This is a genomic window from Actinomadura vinacea (genome assembly GCF_039532545.1).
Taxonomy (GTDB): Bacteria; Actinomycetota; Actinomycetes; order Streptosporangiales; family Streptosporangiaceae; genus Spirillospora; species Spirillospora vinacea.
This window is the reverse complement of the sequence record NZ_BAAARW010000024.1, coordinates 247,981-266,441: the sequence shown is the minus strand read 5'-3', so window position 1 is coordinate 266,441 and position 18,461 is coordinate 247,981. Positions and strand designations below refer to the sequence as shown.

The 18,461-nt window shown below is 72.5% G+C and carries 17 protein-coding genes; 10 read left to right on the top strand and 7 right to left on the bottom strand.

The features are described 5' to 3' along the window. Positions 1-64 precede the first annotated feature (64 nt). On the bottom strand, positions 65-562 hold the full coding sequence (locus ABD340_RS32630; protein WP_344594223.1) for an FBP domain-containing protein: 498 nt from the start codon (positions 560-562) through the stop codon (positions 65-67). A 72-nt stretch (positions 563-634) separates the two neighbouring features. On the opposite strand from ABD340_RS32630, the gene ABD340_RS32625 reads away from it, so the two are divergent. The 3 genes from ABD340_RS32625 to ABD340_RS32615 all read left to right on the top strand — a co-directional run bounded on the left by ABD340_RS32625 (position 635) and on the right by ABD340_RS32615 (position 3,140). Continuing rightward, on the top strand, positions 635-1,204 hold the full coding sequence (locus ABD340_RS32625) for a TetR/AcrR family transcriptional regulator (RefSeq protein ID WP_344594222.1): 570 nt from the start codon (positions 635-637) through the stop codon (positions 1,202-1,204). Positions 1,205-1,437: 233 nt separating this feature from the next. After that, positions 1,438-1,857 (top strand): YciI family protein, encoded by a 420-nt coding sequence (locus ABD340_RS32620; RefSeq protein ID WP_344594220.1) that lies wholly within the window; start codon positions 1,438-1,440, stop codon positions 1,855-1,857. Beyond that, positions 1,854-3,140, top strand: coding sequence for an RNA polymerase sigma factor (locus ABD340_RS32615; protein ID WP_344594345.1), 1,287 nt, complete (start codon positions 1,854-1,856; stop codon positions 3,138-3,140). The genes ABD340_RS32620 and ABD340_RS32615 overlap by 4 nt, the downstream gene beginning before the upstream one ends. A gap of 177 nt (positions 3,141-3,317) precedes the next feature. On the opposite strand, the gene ABD340_RS32610 is transcribed toward ABD340_RS32615, so the two are convergent. Next, positions 3,318-3,803 carry a carboxymuconolactone decarboxylase family protein gene (locus ABD340_RS32610; RefSeq protein ID WP_344594218.1) on the bottom strand — a complete coding sequence of 162 codons (486 nt, stop codon included), beginning with the start codon at positions 3,801-3,803 and terminating at the stop codon, positions 3,318-3,320. A 196-nt stretch (positions 3,804-3,999) separates the two neighbouring features. Between ABD340_RS32610 and ABD340_RS32605 the strand changes: the two genes are divergently transcribed. The 3 genes from ABD340_RS32605 to ABD340_RS32595 all read left to right on the top strand — a co-directional run bounded on the left by ABD340_RS32605 (position 4,000) and on the right by ABD340_RS32595 (position 9,519). Further along, positions 4,000-4,914, top strand: a complete 915-nt coding sequence (locus ABD340_RS32605) for an RNA polymerase sigma-70 factor (RefSeq protein WP_344594217.1) — start codon at positions 4,000-4,002, stop codon at positions 4,912-4,914. A 153-nt stretch (positions 4,915-5,067) separates the two neighbouring features. Then, a complete protein-coding gene (locus tag ABD340_RS32600; RefSeq protein WP_344594216.1) occupies positions 5,068-7,425 on the top strand; it encodes an ATP-binding protein in 2,358 nt (785 codons plus the stop codon). Positions 7,426-7,488: 63 nt separating this feature from the next. Beyond that, a complete protein-coding gene (locus ABD340_RS32595) occupies positions 7,489-9,519 on the top strand; it encodes an ATP-binding protein (protein WP_344594214.1) in 2,031 nt (676 codons plus the stop codon). Positions 9,520-9,560: 41 nt separating this feature from the next. On the opposite strand, the gene ABD340_RS32590 is transcribed toward ABD340_RS32595, so the two are convergent. Next, complete coding sequence (locus ABD340_RS32590; RefSeq protein ID WP_344594212.1) at positions 9,561-10,481, bottom strand: FAD:protein FMN transferase; 921 nt, start codon at positions 10,479-10,481, stop codon at positions 9,561-9,563. Positions 10,482-10,658: 177 nt separating this feature from the next. Continuing rightward, positions 10,659-10,856: a DUF5999 family protein gene (locus ABD340_RS32585; protein WP_344594344.1), complete on the bottom strand. Its 198-nt coding sequence runs from the start codon at positions 10,854-10,856 to the stop codon at positions 10,659-10,661. A gap of 199 nt (positions 10,857-11,055) precedes the next feature. Between ABD340_RS32585 and ABD340_RS32580 the strand changes: the two genes are divergently transcribed. Further along, positions 11,056-12,162, top strand: a complete 1,107-nt coding sequence (locus ABD340_RS32580) for a tyrosine-type recombinase/integrase (RefSeq protein ID WP_344594210.1) — start codon at positions 11,056-11,058, stop codon at positions 12,160-12,162. A 7-nt stretch (positions 12,163-12,169) separates the two neighbouring features. On the opposite strand, the gene ABD340_RS32575 is transcribed toward ABD340_RS32580, so the two are convergent. Next, on the bottom strand, positions 12,170-13,153 hold the full coding sequence (locus ABD340_RS32575) for a helix-turn-helix transcriptional regulator (protein WP_344594209.1): 984 nt from the start codon (positions 13,151-13,153) through the stop codon (positions 12,170-12,172). Between the two features lie 64 nt (positions 13,154-13,217). Here ABD340_RS32575 and ABD340_RS32570 point away from each other — a divergent pair, with 64 nt between their 5' ends. Beyond that, entirely contained in the window at positions 13,218-14,618 is a 1,401-nt protein-coding gene (locus tag ABD340_RS32570; protein ID WP_344594207.1) for an FAD-binding oxidoreductase, read from the top strand. Here ABD340_RS32570 and ABD340_RS32565 read toward each other — a convergent pair. After that, a complete protein-coding gene (locus ABD340_RS32565; RefSeq protein WP_344594206.1) occupies positions 14,585-15,256 on the bottom strand; it encodes a response regulator in 672 nt (223 codons plus the stop codon). The two genes, ABD340_RS32570 and ABD340_RS32565, sit on opposite strands and share 34 nt — an antisense overlap. Next, entirely contained in the window at positions 15,253-16,458 is a 1,206-nt protein-coding gene (locus tag ABD340_RS32560) for a sensor histidine kinase (RefSeq protein WP_344594205.1), read from the bottom strand. Before ABD340_RS32560 ends, ABD340_RS32565 begins: the two co-directional genes overlap by 4 nt. 132 nt (positions 16,459-16,590) lie before the next feature. On the opposite strand from ABD340_RS32560, the gene ABD340_RS32555 reads away from it, so the two are divergent. Both ABD340_RS32555 and ABD340_RS32550 read left to right on the top strand, forming a co-directional pair. Continuing rightward, positions 16,591-17,532: an ABC transporter ATP-binding protein gene (locus tag ABD340_RS32555; RefSeq protein ID WP_344594204.1), complete on the top strand. Its 942-nt coding sequence runs from the start codon at positions 16,591-16,593 to the stop codon at positions 17,530-17,532. Then, positions 17,529-18,413 (top strand): ABC transporter permease, encoded by an 885-nt coding sequence (locus ABD340_RS32550; protein WP_344594202.1) that lies wholly within the window; start codon positions 17,529-17,531, stop codon positions 18,411-18,413. The genes ABD340_RS32555 and ABD340_RS32550 overlap by 4 nt, the downstream gene beginning before the upstream one ends. Positions 18,414-18,461 lie beyond the last annotated feature (48 nt).

The following is an 18,461-nucleotide window of genomic DNA, read 5'->3' as shown; positions in this document are numbered from 1 at the left end:
CGACGCCGAGGCCGAGGCGGCGCACACGGTGGACGGCCTGATCAGGAAGTGCCTCCCGTGATGATCACTGGATGACCTTGTCCAGGAACGTGTGCAGGTTGGCCCGGATGCGTGCGACCTTCTCCTCCGTGGAGATGGTCTCATCGAGAACCCCGCTTGCGACGGATCGCTTCTTGTCGCGCACGTACAGCGAGCAGTCGAGGTCGCCGCAGAGGTACTGCCCGACCGAGTTGCCCTGGCGGCCCGCCTCGCCGGTCCGGCGCGCCGTCATCAGTGCCACCCCGCCGCTGGTGCGGGTGGTCAGGCACAGTGAGCACATGCTCCGCGCGGTGAAGCCGCGCGCTGAGCTCGAGGCCGTGCGCAGCGCGATTCCGACCAGGCGGCCGTCGCGTTCGGCGACCAGGTAGGAGCGTGCGGGAGCACCCGGATCTTGCCACCCCAGGAAGTCCAGGTCGTCCCAGGGCAGGTCAGCGAAGTCCTTGGGCAGGCCAAGGCGCTGGGCCTCGCCTTTGGAGCAGTTGACGAAGGAGGTGCGGATGTCGCGTTCAGTGACAGGTCTCATGGACGGCGACGCTAGTCTTCCTAATAGACTTAGGCAAACGTATTAGCTACCTAGGAAATAAGGAAGGGGTCCATGGTACGCGCAGGGGTGACCGTTGAACGCCTGACCCTGGCTGCGGCGGAACTGGCCGATGACGTCGGCTTCGACAACGTGACCGTCGCGGCGCTGGCACGCCGGTTCGGCGTCAAGGAAGCCAGCCTGTACTCGCACATCAAGAACGCCCGCGACCTGAAGACGCGCGTGGCGCTGCTGGCCTTGGCCGAACTCGCCGACCAGGTCGCCGCCGCGGTGGCCGGACGCGCGGGCAAGGACGCGCTGGTGGCCTTCGCGGGCGCCTACCGGGACTACGCCAAGCGGCATCCTGGCAGGTACGCCGCGGCGCGGATGAAGCTTGACCTTGAGACGGCGGCCATGAGCGCGGCGGGGCGGCACGCGGAGATGACGCGGGCGATCCTGCGCGGCTATGAGCTGTCGGACCCCGACCAGACCGATGCGGTACGGATGCTGGGCAGCGTGTTCCACGGCTATGTGAGCCTGGAGACCGCGGGCGCGTTCCAGCACCACCCGCGCGAGGTGGAAGCCTCCTGGTCCAGAACTCTTGACGCCCTCGACAGCGTCCTCCAGAACTGGCCGCCGGCCTGACGGCGAGACGGACGGCCGGCCTGGGCCGAGGTGCGGCACTCCGGGGTTCGGCCGACTTGGTCAACACTGACCTGAATGCGCCGCTAGCGTGGACCTGTGAGCGTCTTCGGGCCGGACGCCGCCGGAGTTCCTCAGAAAAAGATCGGCGGCCGTGTCGATCCACGGCATGCCCCGTTCGACCTAAGGGGGAAAGGGCCCGAGAGAGGGTCCCGACACCCCGAGGAGACAGAATCATGAAGTACATGCTGGTCATGCGCGCCACCGACGAGGCCTTCGCCGGGATGGCGGACATCGACTTCAACGAGATGCTGGAGACCATCGGCAAGTACAACGATGAGCTGATCCGGGCCGGCGTGCTGGTCGCGGCCGAGGGACTCGACGACGCCGCGGAGGGCGTGGTCGTCGACTACTCCTCCGAGCCGCCCGTGGTCACCGACGGCCCGTACGGCGAGACCAAGGAGCTGTTCGGCGGGTTCTACATCCTCAACGTGGCCTCCAAGGAGGAGGCCGTCGAGTGGGCCAAGCGGTCGCCGATCACCGGCGCCGGCTTCAAGACCGAGATCCGCCGGGTCACCACGATCGACGAGTTCCCGCAGGACAACGAGTGGGTCAAGAAGGAGCGGGCGTGGCGGGAAGCCACCGGCCAGCTCTGAGCGGATCGACCGGCCGTGAGGCCGTCGCGGCCGTCTGGCGGATCGAGTCCGCACGGATCGTCGGTGCGCTCGCGCGGTATACCGGCGACTTCGCGCTGGCCGAGGACCTCGCACAGGAGGCGCTGGCCGAGGCGCTCGTGACCTGGCCGCGCGACGGCGTCCCCCGCAACCCGGCGGGGTGGTTGCTCACCGTCGGCCGGCGCCGTGCGATCGACGCGTTCCGCCGCCGCGCCGCCCTCGACGACAAGTACAGCGCCCTCGCCCGTGAACTGGGCGAGGGCGGTGTCTCCTCGGGGAGCGCATCCGCCGATCCGGTCCGGGACGCCGGCGACGTGCTGTGGGATCCGGACCAGATCGACGACGACGTGCTGGCGCTGATGTTCGTCTCCTGCCACCCCGTCCTGTCACGGGAGGCGAGGGTGGCGCTCACCCTGCGGGTGGTCGGCGGTCTGACGAGCGACGAGATCGCCAAGGCGTTCCTCGTCCCGACCGCCACCGTGCAGGCGCGGATCACCCGGGCGAAGAAGACCCTCGGGGCGGCCCGGGTGCCGTTCGAGGTGCCGCCGGCCCAGGAGCGGGCCGGGCGGCTCGGCTCGGTGCTCAGCGTGGTCTACCTGATCTTCACCGAAGGGTCCTCGGCCAGCTCCGGTGACGATCTGATCCGGCTCGACCTCGCGAGCGAGGCGCAGCGCCTCGCGCGGGTGCTGAGCCGGCTGATGCCGGACGAGTCGGAGGTCCACGGCCTGCTGGCGCTGCTCGAGTTGACCGCGGCGCGCTTCCCCGCCCGCACCGGCCCGGACGGGGAGCCGGTGCTGCTGGAGCACCAGGACCGCCGCCGCTGGGACCGTGCCGCGATCGGCCGGGGACAGGCCGCCCTGGCCCGCGCGGAGCAGGCCGGGCGGGGCCTGGGCGCCTACGGCCTGCAGGCGGCGATCGCCGAATGCCATGCCGTCGCTCCCTCGGTCGACGCGACGGACTGGGAGCGCGTCGTGCTCGTCTATGAGGCGCTCGGCCGGCTCGCGCCGTCCCCGGTGGTCGACCTCAACCGGGCAGTGGCGGTCTCCATGGCGCAGGGACCGGCCGCGGCGCTGCCGATCGTGGACGAGTTGGCGTCCGCCGAGGCGCTGTCGCACTCGCACCTGCTGCCGAGCGTTCGCGGGGAGTTGCTCACCCGGCTGGGACGCACCGACGAGGCGCGCACCGAACTGGAACTCGCCGTACGGCGGTGCGGCAATGAGCGCGAGCGGGTGGTGCTGGAGCGCAAGCTCGCCGACCTCGGCTGACCGGCCGGCGATACGCGCCGTGGGCACGCCGGGGGCATCCTGCTGCTGTGAGCGTCGTCCAGTGAGCGAGGCATCTACAAGGTCAAGTCCTCCGACGCCAGCAGGAAGGTGCAGGACCAACCGCGGCCCGGCCCGGATCGAATGATCCCGCGGCCGGGCCGATGATTCTCCTGCCGATCAGCTCGACATGCTGGTGAACATGCCGGGCTCGTAGGAACCCCCCGGGTTGCGCACGATCACGCCGAGCCGGTTGGCCGCGTTGACCATGGCGACAAGGTAGACCAGCGCGACGATCTGGTCTTCGTCGTAGTGCTTGCGTACCTGGGCCCAGGTCTCGTCGGACACGCCGTGGTGGGCGTCGGCGAGCCGGGTCCCCTCCTCGGCGAGCTCCAGCGCGGCCCGCTCGGCCTTGGTGAACACGGTGGACTCGCGCCAGGCGGCGACCAGGTGGAGCCGGACCGCGGTTTCGCCGGCGGCCGCGGCCTCCTTGGTGTGGAAGTCGACGCAGAAGCCGCAGCCGTTGATCTGGCTGGCGCGCAGCATCACCAGCTCGTGGATGGCCTTGGGCAGCGGCGACTGCTGGATCGCCAGGCTGACGTTGTAGAACCGCTTGGCGATCTTGGTGCTGAGCTCGTTGGCCATCAGGTCGATTCGGGGTTCCATGACTTCGTCCTCACTCGTGGAGTCGCCTGCCGCGGATCGTTCGCGCGGCGTCCTGACGAACACGAGACGCCCGCGCCCGGATCCTTGTGACAGCGCGGGTCATGTGACGTGCGCCACCGCCCCTGGGTGTCACAAAGCGGTCGGGGCCGGAGTCTGGTGTGTGGCACGGTCGAAAGCGAACAGGCGGGAGCCGGCAATGAGCGAACCGACGACGGGGACGGCCGAGCCGCTCGCTCGTGGCGGCCGCGCGGACGAGGCCACCGAGGCGTTCGTCCGCCACCGGAACCTGCTCTTCACTGTCGCCTATGAGCTGCTCGGCTCGGCGGCGGACGCCGAGGACGTCGTGCAGGAGACCTGGTTGCGGTGGGCGGGCGTCGATCTCGACACGGTGCGGGACCAGCGTGCGTACCTGGTCCGGATCACCACCCGCCAGGCACTCACCCGGCTGCGCACGCTGGGCCGGCGCAAGGAGTCCTACGTCGGCCCCTGGCTGCCCGAGCCGCTGCTGACCGCGCCCGACGTGGCCGAGGACGTCGCGTTGGCCGACAGCGTCTCGATGGCGATGCTGCTGGTGCTGGAGACCCTCACACCGACCGAACGGGCGGTGTTCGTCCTGCGTGAGGTGTTCGACCTGGGGTACGACGAGATCGCCGAAGCCGTCGACAAGAACCCGGCCGCCGTCCGCCAGATCGCCCACCGCGCGCGGGCCCACGTCGCCGCGCGCCGCCCGCGCGACGTCGTCTCCCCAGCCGAGACCAGAGCCGCGCTCGAGGCCTTCCAGCGTGCGGTCGAAACCGGTGATCTGCAACGCCTGCTCGACATCCTCGCACCGGACGTCGTCCTGCTGACCGATGGCGGCGGAGTCGTGCAGGCCGCACTGGAACCCGTTCTGGGAGCCGACAGGGTGGCCCACGTGCTGGGCAGGATTTCCACCGCGTCGCTGCTGCCGGCACAGGTCAACGGTTACCCGGCTCTGATCCTCCGGCCCGGCGGCCGGATCGACACCGTCATGGCGGTGCGCGTCGACGACGGCCGCATCACCGGCCTGTACGCCGTGCGCAACCCCGAGAAGCTGGCACGTGTCGAACGGGAGATCACCCTGCGCCGCTGAGACGGGTCCACCGCCACCGGTGACCGTTCAATTACTCCTGACTGACTGCCTGCGGGTTCTTTTGACCGTTCTATTGGCGAACGCGGGGGAATGGCGTGAATAGAGTGGTAATTGCATGTAATGCAGTGCGCGGTTGCGCGGTGCGAGGCGGTGATGGTCACAGCGACATCGAGCGTCGCGAGCGGACGCCGGACGTCGAGGCTGCCCGCCGAGGCGACGAGTTTCGTGGGACGGCGGCAGGAACTGGCCGAGGTCCGGCGCATGCTGTCGGTTTCGCGGATGGTGACCTTGACCGGCGTGGGCGGGGTCGGCAAGACCCGGCTGGCCACGCGGTCGGCGACGACCCTGCGGCGGGCGTTCCCGGACGGCGTCTGGCTGGTCGAGCTGGCCTACCTGGAGAAACCCGAACTCCTCATCACGCTGGTCATGGAGGCGATGGAGATCAGGGACCACTCCAGCCGGCCGCCGCTGGAGGTGCTCGTCGGGCATCTGCGGGACAAGCAGGCGCTGGTGGTCCTGGACAACTGCGAACACCTGCTGTACGAGTGCGCCGTCCTGGCCGAGACACTCCTGCGCTCGGCCCCCGAGCTGCGGATCCTGGCCACCAGCCGCCAGATTCTGGGGATCGCCGGTGAGCAGACGCTGACGCTGCCGCCGCTGTCACTCGACAGCGGCGGCACCCGCACGGCGGTCAGGGCGCCCGCGACATCGGACGCGGTGCAGCTGTTCACCGAGCGCGCGCAGGCCGTGGTGCCCGAATTCACCGTCACCCAGGAAAACCAGGAGACGGTGGAGGGGATCTGCCGGCGGCTGGACGGGCTCCCGCTGGCCATCGAGCTGGCGGCGGTGCGGCTCCGGGTGCTCTCGGTGCAGCAGCTGCTGGAGCGGATCGACGACCGCTTCCGACTGCTCACCGGGGGCTCGCGGGCGGTCCTGCCCCGGCACCAGACGCTGCGGGCGCTGATCGACTGGAGCTACACCCTGTGCACCGAGCGGGAACGCGCGCTGTGGGCGCGGGCCTCCGTCTTCAGCGGCGGCCTGGACCTGGAGGCCGCCGAGGAGGTGTGCTCCGGCGACGGGATCACCGGCGCCGAGGTCGTCGAGCTGATCGCCGCCCTGGTGGAGAAGTCGATCTTCACTCGTGAGGAGTATCCGGGCACGGTCCGGTTCCGGCTGCTGGAGACGATCCGGCAGTACGGCCGCGAGCGCCTCGCCGAATCGGGCCGGACCGCCGAGATCCAGCGGCGCCACCGCGACCACTACCGGGCGCTGGCGGCCGAGGCGCGGGTCCGGCTGTTCGGGGCCGACCAGGTCGCCTGGCTCGGCAGGCTCCAGATGGAGCATGCCAACCTGCGCACCGCCCTGGAGTACTGCCTCTCCGACCCGGCCGAGGTCAGGGTGGGGCTGGGCATGGGCGCCGATCTGCTCTACCACTGGATCACCAGCTACTACCTGGCCGAGGGGCGCCGCTGGATGGACCGGGCGCTGGCGTCCGACACCGGACCGAGCGAGGTCCGGGCCCGGGCGCTGTGGTCCAACAGCTGGCTCGCCATCATCCAGGCCGATCCCGACGCCGCCGCCGCGATGCTGGAGGAGAGCAAGGCCATCGGGGAGAAGCTCGGGCTGGAACCGGTCCTGGGCTATGTGGCCGTCTTCTCCGGGATGATCGCCATGGTCCGGGACGACACCGAGACCGCGATCGCCCTCTACGAGGACGCCGTGCGGCGCCACACGTCCACCGGGGACCCGGTGGGCCGCGCGCTGGCCTTGATCAGGCTCTCCCTCGCCCAGTCCTTCCTGGGCGACTCGGCGCTCGCCATCTCCATCGGCGAGGAGGGCATCGCCGTGTGCGACGCCTACGGGGAGGGCTGGCACCGGTCCTACACGATGATGGCGCTGGGGGTCGAGGTGTGGCGGCAGGGCGATGCCGCCCGCGCGACCAAGATGGAGCAGGAGAGCCTTCGCTTCAACCGTTCACTCGATGATCCCCTCGGAATCGGGGTGAACCTGGAGGTTCTGGCCTGGATTGCCGCCACCGAGCGGCAGTACGCGAGGGCGGCCCGGCTGCTGGGGATCGCCGAGACCGTCTGGAAGGCGGTCGGGGCTCCCCTGTCGGGGTACGGGCACCTGGCGCACTACCACGACGAATGCGTGGACGACACCCGCCGGGTGCTCGGCCCTGCGGCGTACCTCGCGGAGTTCGAGCAGGGCAGCGATCTGCGCTACGAGGACGGGCTGGCCTACGGGCTGGAGGAGCCCGCGCCGGCGGCCGCCGCGTCCCAGGGCACCGGCGGGTCGTCGCCGCTGACCCCGCGGGAGACGGAGATCGCCCGGCTGGTGGCCCAGGGGGCGCGGAACAAGGGGATCGCCGCCACGCTGGTGATCTCCCAGCGCACCGTCGAGGGGCACATCGAGCACATCATGAACAAGCTCGGTTTCAACTCCCGTGCCCAGATCGCCGCCTGGGTCAGGGAGCAGGAGCACGGCGCGGGCGCCGGGTCGTCCGGGTGAGGGTGCGATATGCCTGGTGAGGAAGTCACGCGGGGCCGTCGGACAGCGAACGGTTCCACGTTCGTGGGACGCCTGCGGGAGATGTCCGAGGTCCGGCGGCTGCTCCCCGGGACACGGCTGCTGACCCTGACCGGCGCGGGCGGGGTCGGCAAGACCCGGCTGGCGCGACGGGTGGCGCACGTGCTGCGGGCGCGTTTCCCGGCCGGAGTGGAGATCGTTGATCTGGCCACGGTCGAGGACGGCTGCCTGCTCGAGGCGACGGTGGCGGCCGCGCTGGGACTGCGCGACACGGGGCGGCGGCCCATGCCGACCCTGGTGGACCACCTCGCCGACAAGCGGTTCCTGCTCGTCCTGGACAACTGCGAACATCTGCTGCAGGAATGCGCCGATCTGGCGGCGAGGCTGCTGAGCGGCGCGTCCCGGCTGCGCATCCTCACCACCAGCCGGCAGGCGCTGGGCGTGAGCGGAGAGCAGGTGCTGGTGGTGCCCACGCTCGAGGTCCCGGCGGCCGGTGCCGGCCTCCAGGGCGTCGCGCGCAGCGAGGCGGTGCGCCTGTTCGCCGATCGGGCGGCCGGCGTGCTGCCGGGATTCGCGGTGGACGCGGCGACCGCCCCCGCCCTCGCCCGGCTGACCCGGCGTCTGGAGGGGCTCCCGCTGGCCATCGAGCTGGCCGCCGCGCGGCTGCGCAGGATGCCGCTGGACGAGCTGGCGAGCGAACTCGATCGGCGTTTCGACCTGCTCGCCACCCGCACCACCTCGGCGCTGCCACGGCACCGGACGCTGTACGCGACCATGGACTGGAGCTTCGGGCTGTGCACGCCCGGCGAGCGGCGGCTGTGGTCGAGGTTGTCGGTGTTCCCTGGCGGGGTGGACCTGGAGACCGCCGAGACGGTCTGCTCGGGAAACGGGATCGCGCCCGAGGACGTGCTCGACCTGCTCGCCGGGCTGGTCGACAAGTCCATCCTGATCAGCGTCCGGAACGACACCGGGGTCCGGTACCGGATGCTGGAGAGCCTCCGCGCCTACGGGCGCGAGAGGCTGGCCCCTGACGACGAGCCGGCGCTGTACCGGCGTTATCGCGACCACTACCGCCGGCTGGCCGAGCGGAACCGGATCGACCGGCTGGTCTCCGACCAGTTCGATCGCTACCGGGCGGTGCTGGCGGAGATCCCCAACCTGCGTCTGGCGCTGGACCTGTGCATCCGCCGGCAGGCCGACCCGTCCGCGGGTCTGGAGATCGCAGTCTCGCTGTGGGCGGCCTGGCTCCTCGCCGGTTCCCTCAACGAGGGTCGGCGTTGGCTGGAACGCGGAGTGCAGTTGGTGCCGCAGGCCGGTTCCACCCGCTTGATGGGCCTGTGGGTCGAAGCCCTGTTCGCCGCCTACCAGGACGACCTCGCCGTGGCGAAGCTGCGGGCGGACGAGTGCCTGCTCGTCGCCGACCGCATCGGCGACGAGCAGGCCGCGGCGTTCGCCCTCCAGGCCGCCGGCATCGCGGCGCTGTCCGGCGGCGACGCCCGGCGCGGGTTCGCGCTGCTGCGCGACGCGCGCGTCCGCCACCGGGCCAGGGGCGACGAGCATGCCGTCGCCGTCAACCTGCACTACGCCGCCTCTTTCGGCGTGGCCGCCCGGAGCCCGGACCAGGCCGCCGCCCTGGGGAAGGACCTCCTCGCGCTGGCCGAGGCGCACCAGGCCCGGATCTTCCAGGCGTACGCCCTGATCACTCTCGGGTACGCGGCCTGGCGGCAGGGCGACCCGCGGCTGACCGAGGCCAGGATGCGGCGGGCGGCCACGATGCTGGCCGAGATCAGCGACCAGTGGGGGCTGATCCAGTGCCTGGAGACGCTCGCCTGGACCGCCTGCGCGGACGGCCGCCATGAGCGGGCCGCCCGGCTGCTGGGCGCGGCGAGCAGGCTCTGGCGGGCCGTCGACATCCCCCCGCTCGGGCTGCAGGCCCTCGCGCACTCGCATCGGGACTGCGACGCCGAGGCCCGCCGGGAACTGGGGGCGCGGCTGTTCACCGCGGCCTACCGGTCCGGGGCGAGGCTGAGCTTGGACGGCGCGGTCGCCTGCGCGCTCGGCGATCAGAAGGGCTGACGGACGGGGGGTGCCGCCCGCACCCCTCTGATCACCGCAGATCAGCGCGGATCAGAGGGGTGCGGAACCGGTTCCCTCCACCGGGCGCCGTGGGATACGGCGACCGGATCGCGGCCGTCGGGCCAGTTCCCGACGGTGGCGACGCTGCCGTCGGTGTGCACCATCCGGGCCCGCAGCTCGCGGGATCCCAGCCAGGCGGCGGCGTCGTATCCGGAGGCGAGCGCGACGACGCTGGCCGTCTGCGCGGCGACGCAACCGAGCGCGATGACCGAGACCAGCCGCCAGGGCCGATGCGCGCCCACGATCGACCGTGGATCCAGCGGCTGGGGAAGGACCCGCCCGTCCTCCGCCGTTCGAACCGGCAACGCCAGGCTGGAGGTGGCCAGCCCGCCGGGGGCTCGCAGCACGATGTCCCGGCCCTGGAACGACTCGCCGCGCTGCCCTTCGTGCCCGTTGGCCACTCGGGCCGGCCAGCCCGCGTCAGGAATCGGTCCGGCGACCGCGATGGCGCCGGGGAAGGAGACGCACACGCCGCATCCGGCCTGGCCGGCGGCGGCCTCGGCGGCCCTGTCGGCGGCGAACGCCGTGCCGATGCCCCAGAGGTCCAGGGTCGTCCCGGCGGGTATCCTCACCGTCCCGGGCGGCTCGTCGATCAGGATCGTCCTGCTGCTTCCGTCCCGAGGGGTCCCCACGAGGGGGTCGACCAGGCCCCTGGTCAGTTCGGAAGCGTGCAGGGCCGTCCATAGCACCGCCTGGAAGGTGGCTCCGACCCTTACAGGACGACCCGCGGCCGCGTTGACACGTGCCAGGTCGGAGTCGCCCCGCAAGACGCCGCAGGCGGCGTTGATGTCGGCGACCACGTGGTCGACGGCCCGCCGGGCCACGCCGAGGCGGTCGAGCCGCTCCACCATCACCGTGGCCACTCCGCCCCAAAGCGGAAAGCGTTCACGGCCGTAGGTCATCGGTTGCTCCCTGGTCGGAGGGGAACCGGATGCCCCGACGGTCGGCGGCTGTGCCGTCGCGGCGCCCGGTTCCCCGGCAGTGGGCCGGCGGGACGTTCCCGCCGGTGCAGGGGGGCATGTCTGGTTTCGGTGGCGCCGGTTCCCGGTCACCCACACTCCCTTCCGGATCACGGCGGTTCACACCGCCGCGACGCACAAGTCCGACCGCTCCGCGGGGACGGCGCGCCCGTCGGGCAGCAGCTCGCCGCAGTCGTCGAAGATCACGATCCCGTTGCAGAGCAGGCCCCAGCCCTGTTCCGGGTGGTAGGCGACGAGGCGCGCGGCATCATGATCAGGTGCGTTCGCTCGTGGGCAGGGTGGTTGGTGCTGGCACATGGTTCCGGCTCTCATTGACACGAAGATGCTGCGGAGAGAACCCGCATTGCCACCAGCATGCTGCGGGCTCCCCAGAGGGGAGAGGGGAGAAACCCCCATATGGCCACCTAAACGCGCCCCCGTAGGGGGTGGGGGCGACGGGTGGAGACGATCCGAAGCGGCCGTGGCGATAATTTGGGTCTTCGCGGGAGGGAGCTTCATGGACGACTCAGCCGGTGGCGCCGAGGTGGCCGTGTCCCCGTCCGGCGGCGTGCCGGCGGCGAGCGGGCGGGTACTGAGCGGGCCGGTACTGAGCGGACCGGCTCCGGCTCGCACCCCGCACCAGCTCGCCGATCTGCTGCGGCGGGCCGGGGCCGCGGCCGGGCTGCCCGAGCGGATGATCGAAGAGCTGGGAGCGACGACCGCGGCCTGGTTGCAGGGTGAGCGCCGTTCCTCTCCCGCCACGCAGGCCGGTTACATCCGTGAGGTCGCCTGGTGGATCAGCTGGGTGATCGTGCGTGGAGTGGATCCGACCGATGCGAGCCATGTCGAGGCGGACCTGTACGCGGCGGCGCTGCGCGCCCAGGGGTTGAAGGACGCCACACGTGCCCGGCGGCTGTCGGCCGTGAGCTCGTGGTACGCCTACCTGCACCGGGCCGGGGCGGCCACCCGCAACCCCTTCGGCGCGGGCATGGAACGGCCGCGGGTGAGCCAGTACTCCACCACCCGGGGGATCTCCGCGGACGACATGGAGCGGATGCTGGCCTACGCCCAGGTCCGCGAGTCGAAGCGGACGTTCGCGCTGCTGGCGCTGATGTTCTCCACCGGATGCCGGGTCGGGTCGGTCACCGAGACCACCGCGGGCGGTCTCGGCCATGACTCCGGTCACCGCACGATCGACCTTCCGGTCAAGGGCGGCGCGACCAAGCGGTTCGTCCTGCCTCCGCTGGCGAGCGAGGCCGTCGACGCCTACCTGGGGGAACGGGGCGCGGTCCGGCCCGAGGAGCCGTTGTTCGCCACGCGGACCGGGCGGCATGTCGATCAGCCGTACGTCTTCCGGCTGGTGCGGCGTATCGCGGCCGCGGCGGGCGTGCGGGGCGCCGACCGGTTGTCGCCGCACAGCATCCGGCACGGCGTGGCCACCGTCCTGCTGGACGGCCACGCCCTGCACGTGGTCCAGGACTTCCTCGGTCACGCCAATCCCGCGACCACGCGCCGCTACGACGACGATCGCGAGAGCCTGCACCGTTCCCCGGCCTACAACCTCGGTCAGGCGCTGGGCGCCGGCGTGGCCCGCCACCGCTCCCGGTACGAATCCGGAGAGTGAGGCCGGTTCAGGCCGGGAGGCGGGTCCGGAGGGCGCGGAGCCGATCGGTGATCTCTTCGGGGGCGTCCAGGGCGCAGCCGGCACCGAGGGCGGCGATCGCGGCGACGTACTGGGTCACCAGCTCGGCCGAGTCCGCGCTGAGGCGGACCGTGCACGCGTCCGGTCCGTGTTCCTCTATGTCCCCTGGGATGTGGGCGAACAACCGGGACCGCACCGCGTCGGCGCCCAGTTCGACCGTGATCCGGGCGGTGTACCGGTACGACGCGCCGGCGAACGAGGCGGTGAGGTAGGCGGCCGCGTCCGGCGCCGGCAGCTCGCGCGGGAGGAAGCGGCCGTGCCTGGGGACGGGGCGCTCGATCCGGTCGACGCGGAAGGTGCGCCAGTCGGCCCGGTCGGGGTCGTAGGCGATCAGGTACCACCGGCCCTGGTGGGTGACCAGGTGGTGCGGGTCGACGCGGCGCTCGGTGGCGTCCCCGGCCCGGGGCCGGTAGTCGAACGCCAGCGCCCGCCGGTCGCGGCAGCACGAGGCCAGCACCGCCAGCACCGCCGGGTCGACGCGGGGCGCGCCGCGGGCCGGGACGGCCGCGGTGGCGCCGCCGAGCGCGGCCAGCCGGGGGCGCAGGCGGGCGGGCAGCACCCGTTCCAGCTTGGCCAGCGCCCGCATCGAGCTCTCCTCGATCCCGGCCACGCTGCCGCCCGCGGCCGTGACCAGACCGAGCGCGACGGCGATCGCCTCCTCGTCGTCCAGCAGCAGCGGCGGGAGGTCGCGGCCGGAGACCAGCCGGTAGCCCCCCGCGGTGCCGGTGGTGCTCTCCACGGGGTAGTCGAGGGCGCGCAACCGGTCGATGTCGCGGCGCACGGTGCGGACGGTGACGCCGAGCCGCTCGGCCAGCTCGGCGCCGGACCATTCGCGCCTGCCTTGGAGCAGTGACAGCAGCCGCAGCAGCCGCCCGGGCAGGTTCTTGCGCGCTGATTCCGGTTCCGCGTCCACACCGTCCAGAATGCCATCCCCTTGAGGACAAGATGTGTCCTCAGGGGCTCCTAGCGTTGGCCGTATGAACGAGACGATCGATGAACTGGCCGGACGCGTGCGGGGAGCGGTGTACGTGCCCGGCGCCGACGGATATGACGGCGAGCGGATCGGCTTCCAGCTCCTGGAGCCGCACCGTCCCGCGGTGATCGTGGCCGCGGCGGGGGCGGACGACGTCCGCGCGGCCGTCGAGTACGCCGCCGCGCACCACGCCCCGGTCGCGGTGCAGGCCGGCGGGCACGGCCTCGCCGCTCCCACCGAGGGCGTCCTGATCAGCACCCGGCGCATGTCCGGGGTGCGGGTCGATCCGGGGAAGCGCACCGCCTGGGTCGAGGCGGGCGCGACCTGGCGGAACGTGATCGAGGCGGCTGCCCCGCACGGCCTGGCGCCGCTGTCGGGCAGCTTTCCCGGCGTGGGCGCGGTCTCCTACACCCTGGGTGGCGGGGTGGGCCTGATGGCCCGGCGGTACGGTTTCGCCGCCGATCACGTGCGCCGCGTTGACCTGGTCACTCCCGATGCGCGGCAACGCCAGGTGACGGCCGAGTCCGATCCCGATCTGTTCTGGGCGCTGCGCGGCGGTGGCGGCAACTTCGGCGTCGTCACCGGCATGGAGATCGACCTGATGCCGGTCGACCGGATCTACGGCGGCGGCCTGTTCTTCGACGTCGAGCAGGTCCCCGAGGTGCTGGACGCCTGGCGGCGCTGGACCGCCGCCGTCCCCGAGGAGATGACCTCGGCCGTGTCGATGCTGACCTACCCCGACCTGCCGGTCCTGCCCGAGCCGATGCGCGGGCGGCACGTCGCCCAGATCCAGATCGCTTTCCTCGGCACCGAAGCCGACGCGCGGTCACTGGTGGAACCGCTGCGCTCGCTCGGGCCGGTCCTGCGCGACACGCTGCGCGAACTTCCCTACACCGAGTCCGGCACGGTGTTCGACGAGCCCGACCAGCCGCACGCCTACCGTTCGCGCAACCTCCTGGTGCGCGACCTCGCCCCGGGGGCGCTGCCGGGGCTGGTGAAGGCCGCGAGCCCCGCGGCGCCGGTGATGGGCGTGGTGGGCCTGCGGCATCTGGGCGGCGCGCTGGCACGCGCGCCGCGTACCGCCAATGCCGTCGGCCACCGGGACGCCGCATACGCGGTGATGATCCTGTCCCCGGTGGAGCCCGGCGAGGCCGAAACGGTGCGCGACTTCCACCGTGACGTCCTGGCGCCGTTCGCCGGGCAGGCGCTGGGATGCTCCCTCAACTTCAGCTTCGGCCCGCTCGACGGGCAGGAGATCCGTTCGGCGTTCGCGCCGGAGGACTTCGAGCGGCTCACCCTGCTCAGAGCACGGCACGACCCGCACGCCCTCCTGCGCGCCAACCATCCCGTTCCCGCGGCCCCTGGGCGCGGTCATCGGGAGGGGGAGACCAGGCCCATCTCGTAGGCGAGGATGACCAGGTGGACGCGGTCGCGGGCGTCGAGCTTGGCCAGCAGCCGCGTCACGTACGTCTTGACGGTGGCCGGGCTGATCACCAGCCGGTCGGCGATCTCCGCGTTGGACAGCCCGCCGCCGATCAGGGTCAGCACCTCGCGTTCCCGCTCCGTGACGCCGCCGGTGGCGACGCCGCCCGGGAGGTGCCGCGGGGCGGGGGACGGCGGCCCGGCCGCGAACGCCTCGATCAGCCGCCGGGTGACGCTCGGCGCGATCAGCGCCTCCCCGGCGGCCACCACCCGGATCGCCGCCAGGATGTCGGTCAGCGCCATGTCCTTGACCAGGAACCCCGACGCGCCCGCGCGCAGCGCCCCGTAGACGTGATCGTCGTCGTCGAAGGTGGTCAGCACGACCACGCGCGCCGGCTCCGGCCCCGCCGTGATGATCCGGGTGGCCTCGATGCCGTCCACGCCGGGCATCCGCAGGTCCATCACGACCACCTCGGGCCGCAGGTCGCGGACCAGCCGGACGGCCTCGGCACCGTCCCCCGCCTCCCCGGCCAGTTCGAGGTCGGGGGCGTCGGCCAGGACCATGCCCAGCCCGGCCCGCACCAGCGGCTGGTCGTCGGCCAGCACCACCCGGACCGTCATCCCGCCCCCGCCGGCAACGGCAGCCGGGCCGCCACCCGGAATCCGCCCTCGGGACGCGGCCCGGCGGTGAAGTCGCCGTGCAGCAGGCCGACCCGCTCGCGCATCCCGGCGATGCCGTACCCGGTACCGGTACGGTGCCCGTCGCCGCCCTGCCCGGAGTCGACGACCTCGATCGACAGCGCCTCGTCCCCGAGGTCGATCGTCACCCGGCAGTGGCGGGTTCCGGCGTGCCGCACCACGTTGGTCACCGCCTCCTGGACGATCCGGAACGCCGACAGGTCGATCTCGGGCGGCAGCGGGTCGCGGCGCCCCCGCCACCGCACGTCGACGTGCACGCCGGCGGCCGAGGTCGCCGCGGCCAGCCCCGGCACGTCGGCCAGCCCCGGCGCGGCGGCCAGCCCCGGCGCGGCGCCCAGCGCCGCGGGCGGCGCCTCGGCACGGCGGAGCGCGCCGAGCATCCGGCGCAGGCCCGCCAGCGTCTCCCGGCTCGCGCTCTCGATGTTGCCCAACGCCTCGCGCGCCCCCTCCGGCCGCGTGTCGATGACCAGCCGCGCCGCGCCCGCCTGGATCGCGATGATGCCGATGCTGTGCGCCACCATGTCGTGCAGCTCGCGGGCGATGCGCAGCCGCTCCGCGGTGATCGCCTGGTCGTGCAGGGTCCGCGCGTGCTCGTGGCTCTGCCGCAGCGAGTTGCCCACCAGCCAGGCGATCACGGCCGTCAGCACGACGGCCAGCTCGGTCGAGGTGCCGATGGGGTAGCCGAGCAGCAGCCGGACGGCCACGTACCCCGCCGGCGTCCCGAGCGCGAGGGCGGCCGCGGTGATCGAGGTCCGGCGACCGCGGGTCATGGCGATGTACCACAGCGCGATCTCGGCCGGGAGGAACTGCTCGAAAGTGATCTCCGTCGAGCTCAGCGCCATCGACATGTTGACCGCGGCGGTGAGCAGCAGCGCCAGCGCGGCCAGCGGCCGGCGGCTCAGCAGCGCGCCGCCGGCCAGCGTCGTGGCCGCCGCCGTCGCCAGGGAGAGCCATTGCCCGGTGGGGAGATCGGAGAAAAGTCTGCTGGACCGAAAGTCCTCCACCTCGCCGGGCAGCCGGACGCTCACCGCCCACGAGTACCCCAGCGCCGCCAGCCACGCCAGGACCGTCCAGACTCCGGGCGGCCACCGCCGGAGCGGCGGGACGGGCTGCGCGAGGTCCATGCGCTGATCGTATGGGCCGCTCGGGACGGGCACATCCGACCGAGGGCCTACAGCCACGGTCGACATCGGCCGCGCCCGAATGGGAACGGTGGTCCGATGCCCCGCCCGGGCCGGTTCCGGCAGCGTGGAGGGGTGATCGAAGCACATGAACTGACCAAGCGCTACGGCCGGGTCACGGCCGTGAACGAGCTGAGCTTCACCGTCCGCCCAGGGGTCGTCACCGGATTCCTCGGCCCCAACGGCGCCGGGAAGACCACCACCCTGCGGATGATCCTGGGGCTGAACGCGCCCACCGGCGGCACCGTCACCGTCGGCGGCCGCCCGTTCCGGAGCCGGCCGCGGGGGCTGCGGCACGTCGGTGCGCTGCTGGACGCGGGCGACGTGCACGGCGGGCGCAGCGCGCTGGCGCACCTGTCCGCACTCGCCCGCGGCAACGCCGTTCCGCGCAGCCGGGTCCACGAGGTCCTGGACGAGGTGGGCCTGGCGGGAGTGGCGCGGCGCCGGATCGGCGGGTTCTCGCTGGGGATGAAGCAGCGGCTCGGGATCGCCGCCGCGCTGCTCGGCGATCCGCCCGTGCTGATGTTCGACGAGCCGCTCAACGGCCTGGACCCCGAGGGCGTGCTGTGGTTGCGCGGGCTGCTGCGCGGCTTGGCCGCCGAAGGCCGCGTCGTGTTCATCTCCAGCCACATGATGAGCGAGATGGAGCACACCGCCGACCATCTCCTGGTCATCGGCCGCGGCCGGTTGATCGCCTCGGAGCCGCTGGCGGAGTTCGCCGCACGCGCCAGCCGGCCGAGCGTGACCGTCCGCACGCCCGACCCGGCGGCGCTGGCCGCGCTGGCGACCGGCGCGGGCGCCACCGTCCACCGCGAGGAGGACGGGGCGTGCACGGTGACCGGGCTGAGCGCGGACCGGATCAGCGAACTGGCGTACGAGCACCGCGTCATGCTGCACGAGGTCACACCGCGCGGCTCGGCCCTGGAACAGGCGTTCATGGAACTCACCGCCGGCAGCGCCGAGTTCCTGACCGAGGCGGAGCCCGGCCGCGGAGCCGGGCCGGAGGAGGAGCGATGAGCACGGCGAGCACGCCCGAGCGGGCCGCGCCCGCACCATTCGGGACGGCCGGCGATGCGTCCCGGGACGAGCCGCGCGCCGGGTTCGGCGCCCTCGCGGCCGCCGAGTGGATCAAACTGCGGTCGCTGCGCTCGACCTACGCCGTCCTGCTCACCGGTGCACTGGCCATCATCGCGATCTGTGCGAACTCCGCCCGCTCCAACGTCCATCTGATCGAGACGAACGGCACCGAGGAGCAGCGCCAGGCGATCGATCCGATGAACGCCCCGTTCATCCCGGACGCCTACCTCATCCTCCTGATCGTTTGCGGTGCGGTGGGGGCGATGGCGGTCGCGGGCGAGTTCGGCAGCGGGTCGATCCGCACCACGTTCGCGGCCGTGCCCGCCCGCCGCCAGGTGATCGCGGCCAAGGCCGCGGTGGTCACGGCGGTGACGCTGGTGTTCGGCACGGTGGTGGCGGTGTCCTCGTTCGCGCTGACCCAGGCGATCTTCCACCAGGTGCGCATCGGGCTGCCGTTCGACGCGCCGGGCGCACCGCGGGCGATCGCCGCGACGGCGCTGCTCGCGCCGCTGTCCGCCCTGGTCGGGCTGGGCCTCGGCGCGCTGGTCCGGCACGGCGCGGGCGCCGTCATGGCGGTGGTCGGGGTGCTGGCGGTGCTGCCGCGGTTCTTCATGGGCGAGACGTACCGGTGGGTCAAGGAGATCGGCAACGCGATGCCGCTCCCGGCCTGGTCGGCCCTGGTGGAGAACCCGCGGCCGCACCATGTGGCGGTGCCGGTCCGCTATCCGGTGGAGTCCGGCGAGGCGTGGATCGTGTTCGGGGCCTGGACGCTCGCGGCGGTGGTCGTCGCAGTGCTGGTCGTCCAGCGCCGGGACGTGTGACGGCGGCCACGGGGACCCGTCCCGGGGCAGGCCGCCTACCGTGCCGGG